Here is an 18,638-nt window from a genome sequence, read left to right as displayed (position 1 = left end):
AGGCAAGCCGAAACACAAGCGCATGAATCCACGCCGACAATGGCGCAAGCTACTGGCCGCGCTCACGGTCGCCATATCCATGGCGGTCGCGCCGGCCGCGATGGCCGACATGAACGGGTACGACATCTCGAACTGGCAGTGCGGCATCGACACCGCGACCGTGCCGGCAGATTTCGTCATCGTCGGCACCACATGGGGATCCGGCGGCGTGTACGGTGGTTGCCTGTCCAACGGCGTCAACACCGACGCGAACCGACAACTCGCCGGAGCCATCAACAGTGGTAAGGAGACCGGCGTCTACCATTACGCGCGCGGAGGCAACCCGGAGACCGAAGCCCGGTTCTTCGTCGACAATGTGCGCGGATACGTGCACAAGAGCGTCCTGGTCCTCGACTGGGAGGCGCAGGACAACGCCGCCTGGGGCGACAAGCAGTGGCCACGCAGGTGGGCGCGCGAGGTCAAGCGACTGACGGGCGTGAACCCCATCATCTACACGATGGACTCCGGCTACTGGCAGGTCGCCGGCATGGAGACCGAGCTGAACTGCGGCATCTGGATCGCCCAGTACGCCACGAACATGGTCACCGGCTATCAGACCGCCCCGTGGAACCTCGGCGCGCGTGGCGAGGTGATGCGGCAGTACACGTCCAACGGCAGTCTCAACGGCTGGTCCGGACGACTCGACCTGAACAGGTTCCGTGGCGACCGCGCGGCATGGCGCAAGTACGCGAACCCCGACGACAAGGGCGCGGCGAATCTGCCGAGCGTCAAGCCGAAGCCCCAGCCAACGACCGCGCCGACGGTCGACCTGAACGCTTTGGCCACGCGCACCATCCGCGGCGACTTCGGCAATGATCCGGCCCGCAGGCAGGCGTTGGGTGGCAATTACGCGGCGGTCATGCAGATCGTCAACAGTCGCCTCGGCGGAGGTTCCGGCGGAACGGCCGCCACGGGTTCGCGTAGCGTCGTGGTCCGTTCCGGCGACACCATGTGCGCCATAGCCGAACGCACCGGCCTGAAGCCGGTGTCCGCCTGGCGTGTGCCGAGCGGTGACGTCAACAGGATTTATCCGGGGCAGATCGTCACCTATGGCGGCGCGTCCGTGTCCATCGCTTCGAGCGGGGTCGGAGGCCATGTGGTCCGTTCCGGCGAAAGCCTTTGGAGCATCTACGGATCCGGCTGGCAGTCGGCTGCCGCACGCAATGGCATCCGCAGCCCATACGTTATCTATCCCGGACAGTACCTGCGCTGAAACTCCCGTTTCCACGACTTTAAGCGTTGTGGAGACGGTTGCCGCAATGTTTAAGGAGGTGAAAAATGGATGAATCCAATAGTCCGAAATCCGATTACCTGCTGCCGGGCAGGGTATACGACATACTCAAGTGGCTCGCATTGATCGCCTTGCCGGCCATCGCATGGTTGGTTGGTGCGGTCGGCCCGCAATGGGGACTGCCGCATTGCGGCGAACTCGTTACGACCATCAACGCGATCGGCTTGTTCGTCGGCGCGCTCATCGGCGTAAGCCAGCTCACGTCTGTCAAGGCCGACGAGGACGGCCAGTGATTAATTTTCTGACGTGAGACTCGAACTCGCCCCTCTCTCAGCTTCTATGCTGAGGGAGGGGCCTTTTTCATTTTCCGATGGAAGGCTGCGCGGTTCGACCACATCGACACGATATCGACACGATGACAGTTGCGAACAGTTAATTTCAACAAAGCGAACCACTGCGTATCGTATTGTCAAAAACGTTGGAATTTCAACGTTCTTGACAATGCTCACACCCGGCTACGCTCAGTCATGCCATGCCCGAATATAGCAGAATGTCGCAGGTTCAAATCCTGTCAGCCCGACAACGAAAGTAATGTCCTCCGCAATCGGATAGATTGCGGAGGACATTTAGTTATATACGCGATCGCATCAGTCCTGAATGACGGTGCCGACAATGCCGGAGACGATGGCCATAATCAGCGATCCGATTACGGACCACCAGAATCCATCGATGGTTACTCCCACGTCGAACAGGCTTATGGCCAGCCAAGACGCAAGCTCCATGAACAGCCAGTTGATGATTAACGCGATTAGTCCGAACGAGAGAATCGAAAATGGCAATGCGATGGTGTGCACGATCGGTTTGATCGACGCGTTGATCAACGCAAGGAACAACGCGAACGCGCCGATGCCGAGAATGGGTGGTTCGCCAACGGCGTGCATGCCGGGAAGCAGTGTGACCATGACCCCGGCCGCAATGGTCAAAACCAACCAACGTGAAATGAAATGCTCCATGACAGCATCGTATTACATTGCGTTGTCTTATGAAAAAGGAATGTATTTGTGGAACATGCCAGGAAGACGACCTATGCGAGACGGGCGCGGCGTTTTCCACATGGTTTGGTTACCATGAACCATATGGAAGCACTTCATGAGAACCTGTGGCCGGCACCGTATGCCGGCAAACCGTTGAACGCCACTGTGGTGGTACCGGGCAGCAAATCACTGTCGAACCGTTATCTCATTCTCGCGGCGCTCGGACATCGACCCGTGCGATTGGTCGGTCTATTGCGTTCACGTGACACCGAGTTGATGATGGACGCGTTGCGCGCGTTGGGAGTGCGCTGCGAAATCGACGAGCAGGTTGACACCACGGTTACAGTGGTGCCGCCGTCCGACGGCCGGTTCCACGGTGGTACGAAGGTGTTCTGCGGTCTTGCGGGAACGGTGATGCGCTTTGTGCCCGGTCTTGCCATGTTCGCGGACGGTCCTGTGGCTTTCGACGGTGACGAGCAGGCGTACGCGCGTCCGATGAAGCCGGTGTTGGACGGTCTTGAACAGTTGGGGGCATGTATCGAATACCACGGCGAGGAAGGTCGACTGCCATTTACAATCACTCCACCTCAAACGGTGAGCCAGTGCGCTGAGCCGAGCGTGGTCAGCATTGATTCTTCGGGATCCTCGCAGTTCATTTCAGGACTATTGCTCATCGGCTCTCGAGTGCCAGGCGGTTTGGAACTGCATCACACGGGGGAGAAGACGCCGAGTTTGCCGCATATTCGCATGACCGTGGCCGATCTGCATGGTTCCGGCGTGCGTGTCAACGCAGACGAACACGCTCGCGTGTGGATCGTGCAGCCGGGAGCCGTGCAGTTGCCCGAAACTGTGACGGTCGAACCTGACCTGTCGAATGCCGCCCCGTTCCTTGGCGCAGCGCTCATCGCCGGAGGAACCGTGCGCGTACCTCATTGGCCGGAATCCACTACGCAACCCGGAGGCATGCTTCCGGGATATTTGGAACGTATGGGAGCCGAGATCAGCTTCCCGGTGATTGACGACGTCCGGTACTGCGAAGTGACCGGCAACGGTCATGTCAGCGGCCTAGGTGATTTCGACTTGACGGCGGCAGGTGAGATCGCGCCGTCGCTTGCAGCGATTCTGGTTTTTGCGGACAAGCCTACCCGCATGATCGGCATCGGTCATTTACGAGGGCATGAGACGAACCGTCTGGAGGCTTTGGCCAACGAGATTACGCGCGTTGGGGGAGCTGCCCACGAACTGCCCGATGGATTGGAGATAACCCCTGTGTCGGCGAATCGTCTTAGACCATCCGTGATGGAGACTTATGCCGATCATCGTATGGCCACATTCGCGGCGATGCTTGGCCTACGCATCAAAGGCATCCAAGTGAAGAACGTCGCCACGACGGCGAAAACCCTACCGAATTTCGTGGATCTGTGGAATGACATGCTTGTTTGACGGATATGCAAAAGTGACGTCGGGGGACGTTCGGTCCGTCTGACGAGAGCGGACTTGTTTCCGTAACATAGCGGAAGGGGCTTTCCACAAGAATAGTTTGTGGAAAGCCCCTTCCGCTATGCGTCAAGCCTGCGGGCTCACTCCCATTCGATGGTTGCCGGCGGCTTGGAAGTGCAGTCAAGCACCACGCGGTTGATCTGACGGCATTCGTTGGTAATACGCGTCGAGATGGTGGCGAGCACGTCGTACGGGATACGCGACCAGTCGGCGGTCATGGCGTCTTCGGACGACACCGGACGCAACACGATCGGCGAGCCGTAGGTGCGTTCGTCACCCTGCACGCCCACGGAATGCACGTCGGCAAGCAGCACGACCGGGCACTGCCAGATGTCGCGGTCGAGGCCGGCCTTGGAAAGCTCCTCACGTGCGATGGCATCAGCTTCGCGCAACAGGTCAAGACGTTCCTTGGTGATTTCGCCGATGATGCGGATGCCGAGACCCGGACCCGGGAATGGCTGACGCCAGACAATCTCATCCGGCAGACCGAGTTCGGTGCCAATGGCGCGCACCTCATCCTTGAACAGGGTGCGCAGCGGCTCGATGAGCTGGAATTTGATGTCCTTCGGCAGGCCGCCCACATTGTGGTGCGATTTGATGTTGGCCGCGCCATCGCCGCAGCCGGACTCTACGACGTCCGGATACAGCGTGCCCTGCACGAGGAATTTGACTTCCTTGCCGGAGGCACCGGCCTCTTCGATGACCTGACGCTGCGCCTTCTCAAAAGTGCGGATGAACTTCTCTCCGATGATCTTGCGCTTCTTCTCCGGCTCGCTCACGCCCTTCAACGCGGTGAGGAAGTCTTCGGAGGCGTCCACGGCGATGAGCTTGATGCCGGTGGCCTTGACGAAATCATGCTTGACCTGCTCGGCCTCGCCCTTGCGCAGCAGGCCGTGGTCCACGAATACGCAGGTCAGCTGATCGCCGATGGCCTTGTGCACCAGCGCGGCGGCGACGGCGGAATCGACACCGCCGGACAGGCCACAGATCACCTGTGCGTCGCCGACCTTCTCGCGGATCTTCGTCACCTGGTCGTCGATGATGTTGGATGCGTTCCAGTTGTCACCAAGGCCGGCGCATTTGTGCAGGAAGTTCTCGATGAGCTTCTGGCCCATCGGAGTGTGCTTGACTTCCGGATGCCACTGCACGCCGTACAGTTTGCGGGACTCGTCCTGCATGGCGGCGACCGGTGCGCCTTCGGTGTGGGCGAGCACTTCGAAGCCTTCCGGCGCGGTCTTGACGGCCACGCCATGGCTCATCCACGTGCTTTGCTCTGCGGGAGAGCCGTCGAGCAGACCCTCCGCCTTGTCGATGGTGGTTTCCGTTTTGCCGTATTCGCCCAGGGCGGCCTTGTCGACATCCGCGCCCAACGCGTATGCCATGGCTTGGAAGCCGTAGCAGATGCCGAGCACCGGAACGCCCGCGTCGAACAGCTTCTTGTCGACGCGCGGAGCGCCCGGTTCGAACACGGAAGCGGGGCCACCGGACAGGATGATGGCCTGCGGATCCTTGGCCAGCATCTCATCGACCGGCATGGAATGCGGCACGAGCTCCGAATAAACATTGGCCTCACGCACGCGACGTGCGATCAGCTGGGCGTACTGGGCTCCGAAATCGACAACGAGCACAGGACCTGCAGCCATAACACTCTCCCTTTAATATGAGGTATCAAGAAACGAACAATACTAACTGCTCTATTGTGACGTTGCAAGGAGACATTGGAAACACGTGAACGGAGAATGAACGAATCTCACAATTGCTTACTCCCACCTACTCAACACGCCGCGTGTGTATCTAGGGAAACGAACGTGGGAAACATGTGTTAACCGACTAAAAACGTTGATTTTGAGCCGTTTTTCAATCTTTTTGATAGAGTGTGAAGTACGCACAAAAATCCCGATAAAAGCACACATTTGCGTACAGAAAAATAACAATTGAACACACAGTCGCAAAAAAACAGCAAAAAGTCGAACCGCGCTCGTAATATGTGCAAGTGACTGGAAATGAGGCATACCGCGTAACCGCAAGGTTTTAGGCATGGCTCATGACCTAAGGAAATAAACAATCGCACATCACAGTGCAGGAGTACAGGAGTACACATGACGAGTCCTGTTATTGGCACCCCTTGGAAGAAGCTGAACGCTCCGGTTTCCGAGGAAGCTATCGAAGGCGTGGATAAGTACTGGCGCGCAGCCAACTACCTCTCCATCGGCCAGATCTATCTGCGTAGCAACCCGCTGATGAAGGAGCCTTTCACCCGCGAAGACGTCAAGCACCGTCTGGTCGGTCACTGGGGCACCACCCCGGGCCTGAACTTCCTCATCGGCCACATCAACCGTCTCATTGCTGATCACCAGCAGAACACTGTGATCATCATGGGCCCGGGCCACGGCGGCCCGGCTGGTACCGCTCAGTCCTACCTGGACGGCACCTACACCGAGTACTTCCCGAACATCACCAAGGATGAGGCTGGCCTGCAGAAGTTCTTCCGCCAGTTCTCCTACCCGGGTGGCATCCCGTCCCACTACGCTCCGGAAACCCCGGGCTCCATCCACGAAGGCGGCGAGCTGGGTTACGCCCTGTCCCACGCCTACGGCGCTGTGATGAACAACCCGAGCCTGTTCGTCCCGGCCATCGTCGGCGACGGCGAAGCTGAGACCGGCCCGCTGGCCACCGGCTGGCAGTCCAACAAGCTCATCAACCCGCGCACCGACGGTATCGTGCTGCCGATCCTGCACCTCAACGGCTACAAGATCGCCAACCCGACCATCCTGTCCCGCATCTCCGACGAAGAGCTCCACGAGTTCTTCCACGGCATGGGCTATGAGCCGTACGAGTTCGTCGCTGGCTTCGACAACGAGGATCACCTGTCGATCCACCGTCGTTTCGCCGAGCTGTTCGAGACCGTCTTCGACGAGATCTGCGACATCAAGGCCGCCGCTCAGACCGACGACATGACTCGTCCGTTCTACCCGATGATCATCTTCCGTACCCCGAAGGGCTGGACCTGCCCGAAGTTCATCGACGGCAAGAAGACCGAGGGCTCTTGGCGTTCCCACCAGGTGCCGCTGGCTTCCGCCCGCGATACCGAGGCCCACTTCGAGGTCCTCAAGAACTGGCTCGAGTCCTACAAGCCGGAAGAGCTGTTCGACGAGAACGGCGCCGTGAAGCCGGAAGTCACCGCCTTCATGCCGACCGGCGAACTGCGCATCGGTGAGAACCCGAACGCCAACGGTGGCCGCATCCGCGAAGAGCTGAAGCTGCCGAAGCTGGAAGACTACGAGGTCAAGGAAGTCGCCGAGTACGGCCACGGCTGGGGCCAGCTCGAGGCCACCCGTCGTCTGGGCGTCTACACCCGCGACATCATCAAGAACAACCCGGACTCCTTCCGTATCTTCGGACCGGATGAGACCGCTTCTAACCGTCTGCAGGCCGCTTACGACGTCACCAACAAGCAGTGGGACGCCGGCTACCTGTCCGCTCAGGTCGACGAGCACATGGCTGTCACCGGCCAGGTCACCGAGCAGCTTTCCGAGCACCAGATGGAAGGCTTCCTCGAGGGCTACCTGCTGACCGGCCGTCACGGCATCTGGAGCTCCTATGAGTCCTTCGTGCACGTGATCGACTCCATGCTGAACCAGCACGCCAAGTGGCTCGAGGCTACCGTCCGCGAGATTCCGTGGCGCAAGCCGATCTCCTCCATGAACCTGCTCGTCTCCTCCCACGTGTGGCGTCAGGATCACAACGGCTTCTCCCACCAGGATCCGGGTGTCACCTCCGTCCTGCTGAACAAGTGCTTCAACAACGATCACGTGATCGGCATCTACTTCCCGGTGGATTCCAACATGCTGCTCGCTGTGGCTGAGAAGTGCTACAAGTCCACCAACAAGATCAACGCCATCATCGCCGGCAAGCAGCCGGCCGCCACCTGGCTGACCCTGGACGAAGCTCGCGCCGAGCTCGAGAAGGGTGCTGCCGAGTGGAAGTGGGCTTCCAACGTGAAGTCCAACGATGAGGCTCAGATCGTGCTCGCCGCCACCGGTGATGTTCCGACTCAGGAAATCATGGCCGCTGCCGACAAGCTGGACGCCATGGGCATCAAGTTCAAGGTCGTCAACGTGGTTGACCTGGTCAAGCTGCAGTCCGCCAAGGAGAACAACGAGGCCCTCTCCGATGAGGAGTTCGCTGAGCTGTTCACCGAGGACAAGCCGGTCCTGTTCGCTTACCACTCCTATGCCCGCGACGTGCGTGGTCTGATCTACGATCGCCCGAACCACGACAACTTCAACGTTCACGGCTACGAGGAACAGGGCTCCACCACCACCCCGTACGACATGGTTCGCGTGAACAACATCGATCGCTACGAGCTCCAGGCTGAAGCTCTGCGCATGATCGACGCTGACAAGTACGCCGACAAGATCAACGAGCTCGAGGCCTTCCGTCAGGAAGCCTTCCAGTTCGCTGTCGACAACGGCTACGATCACCCGGATTACACCGACTGGGTCTACTCCGGTGTCAACACCAACAAGCAGGGTGCTGTCTCCGCTACCGCCGCAACCGCTGGCGATAACGAGTGAGCCTAGGCTATTTGGCCTGATTGCTTGATAAAAGCCCCAAGGGATTGTTCCCTTGGGGCTTTTTCGTATTACGGTGCGATATGCTTGGCTTAAAACAGCAAAACCGCTAGCGCGTGTCAGTTACCGTTTGCACATTACAATTGCTCATTGTGCGAACGATGTGGTATCGCACCCGAATAATGTGAAGTACATAGGAGACACCGTGAGTTTTACCAGCGTCACCATCATCAGTCCCGAAGCGGCTAACGGCCGTAATGTTGTCGCCCTTGGAGTCACCAAGGCACTTGCCGCAGCCGGCAAGACCGGAGTGTTCCGTCCGGCGGTCTGCAGAAAAGACACCTTCACGGACGTGCTGATCGAAGCTTCCAATGCCGGTTTGAGCCGGGAACAGTCCGTCGGCGTGTGCCCCAAGCGCGCTCGTAACGATAAGGAAGGTTCGCGGGCGGATATCGTTGCGGCCTACACCCAAGCCGTAGAAACAGCCCGACCGGATGCCATGGTGATTGTCGGCACCGACAGGTCAGCAGTCAATGATCCCGCGATGTTCTCTTTCAACGCTGACTTCGCGGCAGACCTCCAATCGCCGGTCCTGCTGGCCGTATGCACTATCGAACGCACACCGGAACAAGTCAAAAGCACGGTTGAGGCATCCACCAAGGTCATCGAAGACGCCGGGAGCAAAGTCGTCGGCGTGTTCATTACTGGGTGTGACGACACGCAGCCGGATCCGCTCAAAGCATGCTTCGTCGACTACCCGGTGCCGGTGTGGACGCTACCTGCCGTCGATTTCAACGACGATGACGCCATCAGCAAGGCAGACGAAGCGTTCGCGACGAACGTCGACGCCGCGGAACTGACCGCGGCACTCGAATCGCCATTCGACGCCCCGACCACACCCTATGCTTTCCAATACGGTCTGCTGGGCAAGGCGAAGGCGGACAAGAAGACCATCGTGCTGCCGGAGGGCAACGAGGATCGCATCATCAAAGCCGCCGATTATCTGCTGGAACGCGACATCGTCGATCTGATCATCGTCGGAGACGAAAACGCCATTCTCGCCCGTGGTCAGGAATTGGGATTGAAATCGCTTGGCAAGGCGAAATTCCAAGCCAAGGATGATGAAACGGTGTTGGAACCCATGGTGGCGAAGCTGTGCGAGCTGCGCGCCAAGAAAGGCATGACCGAAGAGCAGGCGCGCAAACAGCTGGCCGATGACAGCTATTTCGGCACCATGCTTGTGGTGATGGGCATGGCGGACGGCCTCGTGTCCGGTTCCGTCAACTCCACGGCCAATACCGTGCGTCCGGCCCTGCAGGTCATCAAGACCAAGCCAGGAACATCGTTGGTATCCGGAGCGTTCCTGATGTGTTTCAAGGACCATGTCGCCGTGTTCGCCGACTGTGCCATCAACCTTAACCCCAATGCCGAGCAGCTCGCCGAAATCGCGATCCAATCCGCCGAAACGGCCAAGGCGTTCGGCCTTGAACCGAAGGTGGGCATGCTGTCCTATTCCACGCTGGGCTCCGGAAAAGGACCCGACGTCGACCTCGTCGAGGAAGCCACCACCATCGTCAAAGACAAGGCTCCCGACCTTGCGGTGGTCGGATCGATCCAGTTCGACGCGGCATGGTCTCCGACCGTGGCCGCGACCAAAGCCAAGGGCGATCCGGTGGCGGGCCATGTCAATGTGTTCGTATTCCCGGATCTGTGCGCGGGCAACATCGCATACAAGGCGGTACAGCGTTCCTCGGGAGCGGCCGCCGTTGGACCGGTGCTGCAGGGTCTCAACCGCCCGGTGAACGATCTGAGCCGTGGCGCCACGGTCCAGGACATCATCAACACCATCGCCCTGACCGCCATCGAAGCCCAGTAATCGGGCATTTTGTAGCAAGCAACGAGTAATCTAAGGTTTTGGAAAGTCGCGTAAGCGGCACATCGATTAACACATGGAGGATGCCCACAATGGCGAAAACCGTCCTTGTCATCAATTCCGGTTCCAGCTCTATCAAGTATCAGCTGGTTGATCTTGAAACCGGCGAAGGTATCGCTTCCGGTCTGGTCGAGAAGATCGGCGAGCCGGTTGACGGTCATTACAAGCACGAGTACAACGGCGAGAAGCATGAGCTCGAAGAGCCGATTCACGACCATGAGCAGGGTCTGAAGCGCGTGCTCGGCTTCTTCGACGAGTTCGGCCCGAAGCTCGCCGACGCAGGCATCGTGGCCGTCGGCCATCGCGTGGTGCAGGGTGGTTCCATCTTCCCGAAGCCGGCTCTGGTCAACGACAAGACCATCGGCCAGGTCAAGGACCTCGCCGTGCTCGCCCCGCTGCACAACGGTCCGGAGGCCAAGGGCGCTGAGGTCATGCGCTCCCTGCTGCCGGATGTTCCGCAGATCTTCGTGTTCGATTCCTCCTTCTTCTTCCAGCTGCCGAAGGCTTCCAGCACCTACGCGCTGAACAAGGAAGTCGCCCAGCAGTACCACATCCGCCGTTACGGCGCCCATGGCACCTCCCACGAGTTCATCTCCTCCGTCGTGCCGTCCGTCATCGGCAAGCCGGCCGAAGGCCTCAAGCAGATCGTGCTGCACATCGGCAACGGTGCTTCCGCCTCCGCCGAAATCTCCGGCAAGCCGGTTGAGACCTCCATGGGTCTGACCCCGCTGGAAGGCCTCGTGATGGGTGGCCGTACCGGCGACATCGATCCGGCCGTCGTCTTCCACCTGATTCGCAACGCCCACATGAGCGTGGACGAACTGGACACCCTGTTCAACAAGCGTTCCGGCATGATGGGTCTGACCGGCTTCGGCGACCTGCGTGAAGTGCATCGTCTGGTCGAAGAGGGCAACGAGGACGCCAAGCTGGCTCTCGACATCTACGTGCACCGCATCGTCGGCTACATCGGCAACTACACCGCTCAGATGGGTGGCGTCGACGTGATCACCTTCACCGCAGGCGTTGGCGAGAACGATGACGTCGTGCGCAAGATGGTCTGCGACAAGCTCGCTCCGTTCGGCGTCAAGCTGGATGAGGAGAAGAACGCGACCCGTTCCAAGGAACCGCGCATCATCTCCACCCCGGATTCCGCAGTCACCATCTGCGTCATCCCGACCAACGAGGAGCTGGCCATCGCCCGCAAGTCCGCCGCCATCGCAGAAGAAGGCAAGGACTCCTACGGCAACGTCTTCTCCAAGTGAGTGACGTGTCACGTTTCGGCTGGTAGAGGAACGTGACGGCAAACGGTATGAATCTGCGCCGCCGTGCCTGATAATCGATATCATCGGTCAATCAGGCACGGCGGCGCAGTGCGTTGGGCCCCCTTTTCCGCGATTCGCAAGGGATTGCTTGGTAGTACGATACGACAGGTTGCACTGTACCGTGCAATGATGTAAGAGAGAACGGTTGGTTATTCGTGGCTGCTAAACGACGTTTCGTCGGTTTGGACGGGCTTAAAGGCATAGCCCTTATTGCGATTGTGCTGTATCACTGCGATGAGCTTTCGCTTCAAGGCGGGTTTTTCGGTGTGGATGTGTTCTTCACCATCTCCGGTTTCCTGATTTTCTCATCGCTGCTCAATCGTATCGATTCAGGTAAAGGCTTGGAACTGGGGGAGTACTTCCTCAAACGGTTCCGCCGGATTTATCCCGCGCTGTTTGCTCTTATCCCGATCTCGGTGACGTTGGCATGGCTGGTGAACCGCGACATGCTTGTCGGCATCCGGAACCAGATCATGACCGTGCTTCTGGGATGCTACAACTGGTATGCCATCAGCAGCGGAGCCAGCTATTTCTCCCAGATGAACCCTGACATATTCCGTCACCTATGGTTCATGTCGTTGCTCATGCAGTTTTATCTGATCGCTCCATTCGTGGTTTTGCTGCTGCGAAAAATCATCATCAGATGGGCTCCGGTATGCATACTGACAGCCCTTGCCGGAGCAAGCGCGGTATCCATGGGACTGCTATACCACTCTGGCGCTGACCCCACACGTGTGTATTTCGGCACCGACACGCACGCCATGGGCCTATGGCTCGGTGCCGCGCTGGCTTGGATACTGCCGATTCTCAGACATGAGCATGGGCGAGCCAATGAATCGCGGATAATGGAACGATTCCATAAGATATGGATTCAATTCGGCCCGATAGTTGCCTTTGGCTCATTGCTGGCATTGCTGTGGATGATGCGGCATATCACTCAAGGCCCAGCGGCGTTCCATGGCGGTATCTTCGTCGCCTCCGTGCTTGCTGTGATGCTGATCGCAGGAACCATACCATTCGGATCCTGGATGCAGGATCTGCTTGTGTTCAAGCCGCTTGCCGCTTTGGGCCATTATTCGTATGGCATTTATCTGTGGCATTGGCCATTATGGCTGCTGCTGAGATCCCTGCTGCCCCAGTGGGGCGCATGGCATGCCGACAGGCTGCTGTCCTTCACCTTCATCCTCACCGTGCTGTTCGCGTTCGCATCTTGGCGACTGTTCGAGAAGCCAGTCGCTCGTGCGGGATTCATCGCGTTGATTCGTCCGATCAGTGGAGACGAAGCCGAGCATTGCGGCCGTCTGATATCCACGGTCGTGGTGCTGGCATGCTCATGGAGCTTCTGCGGATACGCTGTGGCGACGGCATCGGAACAAACCAGTGTGGCGCAATCCTTGGGTATCAGCGCCAGGCTGTTGCAGCAACGCAATCATGCCGCTTTGGAACGACGCAGAACACCGATGCCAAGGAAGCCACGGCATAAGATGCCGGATGGTTCGCAAATGGCCGCCATCGGAGATTCGGTGATGCTGGCGTCCAGCAAAGGATTGCAAGACACGTTCCCCAACATCATTGTGGATGCCGAAGTCTCACGGTCGATGGCGAAGGGACAGGGTCTTGTCGATCAATTGAAAGCGCAAGGAAATCTGCGCCCCTGGGTCTTGGTGGGACTTGCCACCAACTCCGTGGTGACCAATGATCAGCTTGACGATCTGCTGAATGATGTCGGCCCCGATCATGTGCTGGTGCTCATTAACGCGCACGCTCCCGTTTCATGGGTTCCCGGCACCAATGCCGTGTTGAAGCAATTCGCCGCGGCGCATTCCAACAACGTCGTACTGGTCGATTGGGACGGGACCATTTCCCAGCATGCTGACGAACTTGCCGGAGATGGCATCCATCCGGGAATGTCCAATACGATCTACGCGCAGGCGGTCAAGGATTCAATCGCCGCTTGGATCAAGCAAGGGCACTGATTGATGCGTTGACGACTTCCATACGAGGTCCGCCACATGCCGTCGCATATGAATGATCCCCATTCCGTGGAAATCGGAATGGGGATCATTCATATGCGGACGATGCCGATATTAGGGAAATCAGGCCTCCTGATGCTGAGGAGCGGACAGGAAGTGCTCCTCGCTAGGCAGAACGGCGTTGAGAATCACAGCCACCACGAACGACACCGCGATGCAGTTGGAAGCGAAGATGGACTGGAACAGCGCCGGGAAGTTGGCGAAAATGTCGCCGACCTGGGTGAAACCGATGCCAATGGTCAGGCTCAACGCGGCGATGGTGATGTTGCGCTGCGTGTAACCGGCCTCGGAAATCATCTGGAATCCGGACAGGATGATATTGCCGAACATCATGATGGTGCAGCCGCCAAGCACAGCCTGCGGCAGGGAGTTGAAGACCTCTGCAACGGCCGGAACGAAGCTGGCAAGCACCAAAATCAGACCGCCGGAAAGAATCACCTTGCGGTTGACCACCTTGGTCATCGCCACCAGACCGATGTTCTGCGCAAACGAAGTCAATGGCAGGCAGCCGAACAAACCGGACACGGAGGAGATCAAACCGTCGCCGGCAATAGCTCCGGCGGTTTCCTTGTCGGTGGGTTGACGGTCGAGACCGACCTTGGTAAGCGCCGCTGTGTCGCCCAACACCTCAACCGAGGAAACGACATACAGCAGAGCGAAGGAGATAATCGCACCCGGATCAAACTCAAGCTTGAACGGCATGAAATGCGGCACCGACACGACCTGCAGATTGGCGAAACCGGAGAAATCGACCTTTCCCATGAAAATCGCGACCACATAGCCCACGACAAGGCCGAACAGCACGGAAAGCTGCTTGGCGGTGCCCCTCATGAGCAGCTGGAACGCAAGGCAAGCCACCAGCGAAATCAGGCCAAGCGTCAGATTCTGCCAGCTGCCGAAATCCTTCGCGCCGGAACCGCCGCCGAAGCTCGTGGCACCGACGGACAGGAGCGAAAAACCAATCGAGGTGACGACAATCGCGGAAACGATCGGCGGAACGAAACGACGCCAATACTTGGCCGTCAAACCAAGCACGACCTCCAACAGGCCGCCAAGCACCACGGCGCCGGCGACTGCGCCATAACCCTGATGCTGCGCGATCGACATGGCGGCCGCGACGTAGGTGAAGGAAATGCCGGTGACCATCGGCAGACGGGAACCAATCAGCCACACACCGTACAGCTGCAGGCAGGTGCCGAGACCTGCGACCAGCAGGCCGGCCTGAATGATGGCGGCGGACTGCGCGGCATCCATCTTGGCGGCCGTGGCCACCAGGAAGATAGGCGCGAGATTCGCCACGAACATGGCCATGACGTGCTGCAGGCCGAACGGAATGCCCTTCCAGAACGACACCGGTGCGTCAAGACTGCTCAACGCCTCAAAAGACACGCCTTTTTTAGTGTCTTTTGCCTTCGTCTTTTTTTCGGTTTTCTCTGTGTTCTTCTCTTCGCTCAACTGTTACATCCTCTCTTATAATCGTTTGAGCGTACTGAAAAAATCAGGAGCGGAATTCGATGGTGCCGTTTTCCGGATCCATCGATTCGACGATTGCCAGGGAATCGACGTCGTACCCTTCCTCACGCAGCTGGTCGCCACCGCCTTGGAAGCCCTTTTCCACTGCGATGCCGATGCCTTCCACAGTGGCTCCGGCCTCATGGCACAGCTCGATCAGGCCTTTTAACGCCTTGCCGTTGGCAAGGAAATCGTCGATCAGCAGCACGTGGTCGCCTTCATTGAGATAGCGCTTGGACACGATGACAGGGAACTCCTTCTGCTTGGTGAAGGAATACACGGTGGTCGTGTACTGGTCGCCGTCAAGATTGATGGACTGCGCCTTCTTGGCGAACACCACCGGGACATTGCCGAAATGACGGGCCACGACACAGGCGATGCCAATGCCGGAAGCCTCAATGGTCAGAATCTTATCGATGGTCTTGCCCTTGAAATGCTCGGCCCAGGCGGCGCCCATATGGTCGAACAGCTCGACATCGCACTGATGGTTGAGGAACGCGTCCACTTTCAGCACATTGCCGGGCTTGACGGTACCTTGTTGCGCAATGCGCTCTTCAAGTTCCTTCATGAAACCCCTTAATCTTGTCGGCCGCGAAAGCGGCATCAGATGATGGCATACGGCGAGCCGTATATAGGAGTTCAGCATACGCGCCTCAATTGACCGTGCGAGTCGTACCCCTGACCTGCTCATGTGATAAACATGAATGCTGCGAACAAATGTTTGAATATGAGCGTGCGCGAAGAAAAGAGGAATCGGTGGAACAGAGCATGGGACCTGTGATGTGCGATCCGCGGAGCCTGATAGAGGGACTCAACCCCCAACAGGAAGAAGCGGTGAAATACTACGGCCAGGCATTGCTCATCGGCGCCGGCGCAGGCTCAGGCAAGACCCGTGTGCTGACACGTCGCATCGCATGGCTGCTGGCGCATGGCTTCTGGGCAAGCAGCATCCTCGCCATCACCTTCACCAACAAGGCGGCCGCGGAAATGCGTGAACGTCTCGTGACTTTGGTCGGGCCGGAAGCCGAACATATGTGGATCTCCACCTTCCACTCCGCCTGCGTACGCATCCTACGCCGCGACGGCAAGGAAATCGGCCTTAAATCGGGCTTCTCGATTTACGACACCGCGGACAGCGAGCGACTGGTCAAACTGATCGCAGCCGACCTGAACATCGATACGAAGCGGTATACGCCACGCATGCTGCTGGGCAAGATATCCGACTGCAAGAACGCGTTGGTTTTCTGGAAAGACCAGCTGAAAAAAGCGAACTGCGATTACACCCCGGGACAGCGCGGATACCAGGTGAGCGCCGGCGACGTCGACGAACTGGTCGCCGTCGTCTACGCCGAATACCAGCATCGTCTGGCGCTCGCCAACGCAGTCGACTTCGACGATTTGATCATGCGCACCGTGGAATTGCTCCAAACCTGCCCGCAGGTGAGCGAATACTATCGGCACAGGTTCCGTTACATCTTCGTGGACGAGTATCAAGACACCAACCATGCCCAATATGTGCTCGTACGTGAATTGTCCGGCATCGATTCGGACGAACAGCCCGACCCGCAGGCGAGGGGAGCGGGCCGTGTGGGACCGAGCTGGATTACCGTGGTGGGTGATTCCGACCAATCCATCTACGCGTTCCGAGGTGCGGACATCCGTAACATCCAAGACTTCGAACAGGATTTCCCGAACGCCAAAACCATCATGCTCGAACAGAACTACCGTTCGACGCAGACCATCCTCGACGCGGCGAACGCGGTGATCGCGAAAAACGAAAACCGCAAGCCGAAGAAACTGTGGACGGCGCTTGGTCAAGGCGACAAAATCGTCGGCTATGCCGCCGACAACGCACAGCAGGAAGCCGGATGGATAGCGAACGAAATCGCACGAATCCACACCGAGGAAGACGTCGCTTACCGTGACATCGCCATCATGTACCGAGCCAACGCGCAGTCACGTTCGCTGGAAGAGGCCATGATCAACGCCAATCTGCCGTATCAGCTGGTCGGCGGCACCAAATTCTATGAACGTAGGGAAGTCAAGGACGCCATCGCGTATTTGCAGGCCATCGTGAATCCCGCGGATAATGTGAACGTGCGGCGTATCCTCAATGTGCCTAAACGAGGACTCGGCGCACGCGCGGAGGGATTGGTGGCCGGCTACGCGGACGCGCATGGCCTCACGTTCTTCGAATCCATTGAACATATGGACCAGATTGAAGGCATGACAGGCCGTACCACCAAACCGTTGGGCGCATTCCGTGATCTGATGCACGAGCTGGCCGATTTCGCCAAGGAACATGATTCGAAACCATCCGAAGTGGTGGCCGAAGTATTGGATAAAAGCGGTCTTCTGGAGGAATTGCAACGTTCCGAGGATCCGCAGGATGCTTCGCGTGTGGACAATCTTTCCCAGTTGCAGTCCGTGGCCGCCGAATTCGAACAGAACACGCCGGATGCCACGTTGGCCGGTTTTCTGGAGACCACGGCATTGGTCGCCGACTCGGATCAGTTGCCGGGAGAGGGCGAGGATTCCGGCAAGGTCACGATGATGACCTTGCATACGGCCAAAGGTTTGGAATATCCGTATGTGTTTCTTACGGGTATGGAACAGGGTACGTTCCCGCACCAGCGTGCCATGGAGGACACCAGCGAGCTGTCCGAGGAGCGTCGTCTGGCATATGTGGGCATCACCCGTGCGAAGCGTCGGCTATATGTGACCCGTGCGGCGGTGCGTGCCCAATGGGGGCAGGCCAATGACATGATGCCCAGCCAGTTCCTGGATGAGATTCCGGATGAACTCATCGATTGGAAACGTCGTGAGGCCGGTGTGGAGCGCATGCGCGCCAGCTGGGGAGATGACGACGAGTTCGGCGGGTGGGACGATGATGACGATTTCGGATCCACTTCCTTCGGCGAATCGATGTACGGATCGTCGACATACGGTTCCTCATCGTATGGTTCTGGTTCTCGCGGATCGCATTCCACTTATGGGTCGTCTCATGGATCGCACAGCTCGTATGGTTCCGGACGGTCCTCCTACGGCTCGGGAAGCCGCCGTTTCTCTGGCGGATTGCACTCTGGCTCGTCCTCATACGGTTCGTATGGCTCATCCCGGTCGTCATACGGTTCCGGCAAGCCCTCCGGCAAATCCGGTAAGGTCACCACGCGCCGCGCCAAGCCAAAGGATCTGACGAAATCGGCTCCGGCAAGTTCGTTGGACGGCAACAACGGATTGAGCATCTCGGATTTCCAGATAGGCGACAGAATCACCCATGACCATTACGGTTTGGGAAAGGTCATCGAAACGCAGGACAAGGGCGCGAATTCGGTGATCACCGTCGATTTCGGCACGGATGGCGTCAAACGATTGCTGCTTCGTGTGGCGCCTATTGAAAAGCTCTGACGGCTTTTCCAATAGGCGCCCCTCGTGGCGGCGCCGTTGTGGGCTCATAACA

Annotated in this window: 12 protein-coding genes; 8 read left to right on the top strand and 4 right to left on the bottom strand. The window is 58.4% G+C overall.

What is annotated here, in order from left to right; genetic code table 11:
- Together KSX58_RS05240 and KSX58_RS05235 are read left to right on the top strand one after the other, a co-directional pair.
- The coding region (locus tag KSX58_RS05240) for a GH25 family lysozyme (RefSeq protein ID WP_369597718.1) at positions 1–1,252 on the top strand (1,252 nt) is incomplete at its 5' end.
- A gap of 65 nt (positions 1,253–1,317) precedes the next feature.
- Positions 1,318–1,563, top strand: a complete 246-nt coding sequence (locus KSX58_RS05235; RefSeq protein WP_195229528.1) for a phage holin — start codon at positions 1,318–1,320, stop codon at positions 1,561–1,563.
- A 354-nt stretch (positions 1,564–1,917) separates the two neighbouring features.
- Here the strand turns inward: KSX58_RS05235 and KSX58_RS05230 are convergent, their stop codons facing one another.
- Positions 1,918–2,283, bottom strand: coding sequence for a phage holin family protein (locus KSX58_RS05230; protein ID WP_003809526.1), 366 nt, complete (start codon positions 2,281–2,283; stop codon positions 1,918–1,920).
- Positions 2,284–2,397: 114 nt separating this feature from the next.
- Here KSX58_RS05230 and aroA point away from each other — a divergent pair, with 114 nt between their 5' ends.
- The gene (gene aroA, locus KSX58_RS05225; RefSeq protein WP_195481991.1) at positions 2,398–3,747 is read left to right on the top strand and encodes a 3-phosphoshikimate 1-carboxyvinyltransferase; all 1,350 of its coding nucleotides are present in this window, start codon (positions 2,398–2,400) and stop codon (positions 3,745–3,747) included.
- A 137-nt stretch (positions 3,748–3,884) separates the two neighbouring features.
- Here the strand turns inward: aroA and guaA are convergent, their stop codons facing one another.
- Positions 3,885–5,447 (bottom strand): glutamine-hydrolyzing GMP synthase, encoded by a 1,563-nt coding sequence (gene guaA, locus KSX58_RS05220; protein WP_085380855.1) that lies wholly within the window; start codon positions 5,445–5,447, stop codon positions 3,885–3,887.
- A 456-nt stretch (positions 5,448–5,903) separates the two neighbouring features.
- Here guaA and KSX58_RS05215 point away from each other — a divergent pair, with 456 nt between their 5' ends.
- The 4 genes from KSX58_RS05215 (at position 5,904) to KSX58_RS05200 (ending at position 13,609) form a co-directional block, all read left to right on the top strand.
- Positions 5,904–8,381, top strand: coding sequence for a phosphoketolase (locus KSX58_RS05215; protein ID WP_003809521.1), 2,478 nt, complete (start codon positions 5,904–5,906; stop codon positions 8,379–8,381).
- A gap of 202 nt (positions 8,382–8,583) precedes the next feature.
- Entirely contained in the window at positions 8,584–10,254 is a 1,671-nt protein-coding gene (gene pta, locus KSX58_RS05210; protein WP_021912839.1) for a phosphate acetyltransferase, read from the top strand.
- 89 nt (positions 10,255–10,343) lie between these two features.
- Complete coding sequence (locus KSX58_RS05205; protein WP_011743107.1) at positions 10,344–11,573, top strand: acetate/propionate family kinase; 1,230 nt, start codon at positions 10,344–10,346, stop codon at positions 11,571–11,573.
- A gap of 215 nt (positions 11,574–11,788) precedes the next feature.
- Positions 11,789–13,609, top strand: a complete 1,821-nt coding sequence (locus KSX58_RS05200) for an acyltransferase family protein (protein WP_046999232.1) — start codon at positions 11,789–11,791, stop codon at positions 13,607–13,609.
- Between the two features lie 120 nt (positions 13,610–13,729).
- Here the strand turns inward: KSX58_RS05200 and KSX58_RS05195 are convergent, their stop codons facing one another.
- Complete coding sequence (locus KSX58_RS05195) at positions 13,730–15,055, bottom strand: nucleobase:cation symporter-2 family protein (RefSeq protein WP_151910643.1); 1,326 nt, start codon at positions 15,053–15,055, stop codon at positions 13,730–13,732.
- A 109-nt stretch (positions 15,056–15,164) separates the two neighbouring features.
- Positions 15,165–15,746 (bottom strand): xanthine phosphoribosyltransferase, encoded by a 582-nt coding sequence (locus KSX58_RS05190; RefSeq protein WP_003809512.1) that lies wholly within the window; start codon positions 15,744–15,746, stop codon positions 15,165–15,167.
- A gap of 200 nt (positions 15,747–15,946) precedes the next feature.
- On the opposite strand from KSX58_RS05190, the gene KSX58_RS05185 reads away from it, so the two are divergent.
- Positions 15,947–18,586 (top strand): ATP-dependent helicase, encoded by a 2,640-nt coding sequence (locus tag KSX58_RS05185; RefSeq protein ID WP_038445378.1) that lies wholly within the window; start codon positions 15,947–15,949, stop codon positions 18,584–18,586.
- The last annotated feature ends 52 nt before the right edge of the window (positions 18,587–18,638 follow it).

This window comes from Bifidobacterium sp. MSK.17.10 (genome assembly GCF_019129655.1).
In the GTDB taxonomy this organism is placed as follows: Bacteria; Actinomycetota; Actinomycetes; order Actinomycetales; family Bifidobacteriaceae; genus Bifidobacterium; species Bifidobacterium adolescentis.
The sequence above is the reverse complement of the archived record's forward strand: the minus strand, read 5'-3'. Positions and strand labels throughout refer to the sequence as shown.

Coding starts and splice junctions, on each gene's coding strand:
- KSX58_RS05235 (WP_195229528.1), top strand. CDS start 1,318: ATGGATGAATCCAATAGTCCGAAATCCGATTACCTGCTGCCGGGCAGG.
- KSX58_RS05230 (WP_003809526.1), bottom strand. CDS start 2,283: ATGGAGCATTTCATTTCACGTTGGTTGGTTTTGACCATTGCGGCCGGG.
- aroA (WP_195481991.1), top strand. CDS start 2,398: ATGAACCATATGGAAGCACTTCATGAGAACCTGTGGCCGGCACCGTAT.
- guaA (WP_085380855.1), bottom strand. CDS start 5,447: ATGGCTGCAGGTCCTGTGCTCGTTGTCGATTTCGGAGCCCAGTACGCC.
- KSX58_RS05215 (WP_003809521.1), top strand. CDS start 5,904: ATGACGAGTCCTGTTATTGGCACCCCTTGGAAGAAGCTGAACGCTCCG.
- KSX58_RS05205 (WP_011743107.1), top strand. CDS start 10,344: ATGGCGAAAACCGTCCTTGTCATCAATTCCGGTTCCAGCTCTATCAAG.
- KSX58_RS05190 (WP_003809512.1), bottom strand. CDS start 15,746: ATGAAGGAACTTGAAGAGCGCATTGCGCAACAAGGTACCGTCAAGCCC.
- KSX58_RS05185 (WP_038445378.1), top strand. CDS start 15,947: ATGGGACCTGTGATGTGCGATCCGCGGAGCCTGATAGAGGGACTCAAC.